Annotated in this window: 3 protein-coding genes; 1 reads left to right on the top strand and 2 read right to left on the bottom strand. The window is 51.9% G+C overall.

What is annotated here, in order from left to right:
* Positions 1–268: 268 nt before the first annotated feature.
* Both RT613_RS19280 and RT613_RS19275 read right to left on the bottom strand, forming a co-directional pair.
* Complete coding sequence (locus RT613_RS19280; protein ID WP_313618004.1) at positions 269–472, bottom strand: CsbD family protein; 204 nt, start codon at positions 470–472, stop codon at positions 269–271.
* Between the two features lie 441 nt (positions 473–913).
* The gene (locus tag RT613_RS19275; RefSeq protein WP_313618003.1) at positions 914–1,204 is read right to left on the bottom strand and encodes a DUF6894 family protein; all 291 of its coding nucleotides are present in this window, start codon (positions 1,202–1,204) and stop codon (positions 914–916) included.
* Between the two features lie 313 nt (positions 1,205–1,517).
* Here RT613_RS19275 and RT613_RS19270 point away from each other — a divergent pair.
* The coding region (locus RT613_RS19270; protein WP_313618002.1) for a DUF982 domain-containing protein at positions 1,518–1,701 on the top strand (184 nt) is incomplete at its 3' end.

Here is a 1,701-nt window from a genome sequence, read left to right as displayed (position 1 = left end):
TAGCTCTGCCCGTAGCCGGAATTGTAAAATCAATGGGGCGTAGACGGCGCATACGCAAAACAGTGCTGCTTTTCAAAAAGAAACCCTCGCAAGGAGGGCCGTTAGTTGGTGCAGAAGAACGCGGGGAAAAGCGTCCTGCGCAGAACTGCATCCATAGAAATTTGGTTCCAAATTTAATTGTGCACCACTGTCGTCTACAGCAAATAGACGAGAAGGCGGGAATGACAAAACCGCCGTACGTTTATGGACGGCGGTTTGTTTCTTCACGTTACCAGGACTGGCGACCATACCAGTCGTCAATGTCCTTTTTCGTGCGGTCTTTTTCGTATCCGTAGCGCTCCTGGATTTTTCCTTCGAGCTGATCGCGCTTGCCATCAATAACGTCAAGATCGTCATCCGTGAGTTTGCCCCACTGTTCCTTGACCTTACCCCTGATTTGCTTCCAGTTACCTTCTACGCGGTTCCAATCCATTGTATTTCCTCCATTTATTCTGTGAAAATGAAACGCCAGGCAGGTTGTTTGGTTCCAGGACGCCTTCGAAAAATACGGTGATCCTACTGAGCGTCTTGGTGCGAAGAGGCCGACCTCATAGCGGTGCGAAAATGTCTTAGGACCAGATGGACCAAGTGCGCCGATTGCTGCCGAGATTGCATTACCAGATCTCGATGCAAACTAGGCACTGGAGGATGTTCCGGATTCCAAGCACATTCGGCGGCGACCACGGTCTTGCTCGTTAGAATTGGTGACAACAGTGAACTGACCTGATCCACCAACCTGGCGGACTTTCGAGGATTTGGGCTACGGCGACCGGTTTTAAGCGCGCTCGCTTGCTAGTCGGTCTTAAAGGCTATCACGGCCAGTTCCGTTGGGACGGTTCGGGAAGTGACCGGCACGCGCCCTGCGACCATCGTGTTATCTTGGGAAAATTTCCGGATTTATCGTCATGACCGTCAGGCGGTCGCCTTCGGCCACATCGGTGGTTTCCTCAAGGACCAAACGATATTCCACGATACAGTTGCCGAACTCGTCCAGGACAGTGATGGCCAGTCTTTTCAGATCATTTACCGGGAGCCCATCCTGCGCCATTTCAGCCAATGCATCTCTCGCTTCCTGTTTCGCCGCTTCATTGTTGGCAAAACTCTGTCTGATGTCGACTGGTGTTTGGCTCGTTTGATCTGTCGTGCGGAATACATAGGTTGGCATCTTTTACGCTCTTGCTAACATTTATCGACACGTTCATCGGTTCATGGTCTGTGATGTGGGTGAACCGTGGAAACAACACACCGCAAATATCGTTCCACACATCGACATATTCTTAGACCGACAGTCGGTGCGACAGCTCGTTAACGCAAAACGAGCAGGCAAACCTCTCTCACCGAGGACCCCGAAGGCGGTTTAACGGTTGTCGCCCAGCTATGTTCGTTACCGTACACACTTGACTTTTAACGATATTTTTCTGCGCAGGCGGGAACTTTTCTCCTCCGAAGCCGTTAGGGCGCGCTTGATGGAGGAAATCATGACTGCACTTTCCTGGAATATGCCTGTAAAGGTGAACATGCCGCACAGCGGTATGCAAACCATCCATGGACCCTTTGCGGCCTTGATCCTGCTTATGGACGAGTGGCCGAATATGAGTGGGTCGGCATATGTCGAAGCTCGGAGCCGCTGCCGAGCAGCCCTTGATGGTCGCAAACCGCCGG

The organism is Agrobacterium sp., assembly GCF_032092815.1.
GTDB lineage: Bacteria > Pseudomonadota > Alphaproteobacteria > Rhizobiales > Rhizobiaceae > Agrobacterium.
This window is presented reverse-complemented; position numbering and strand designations above follow the sequence as displayed.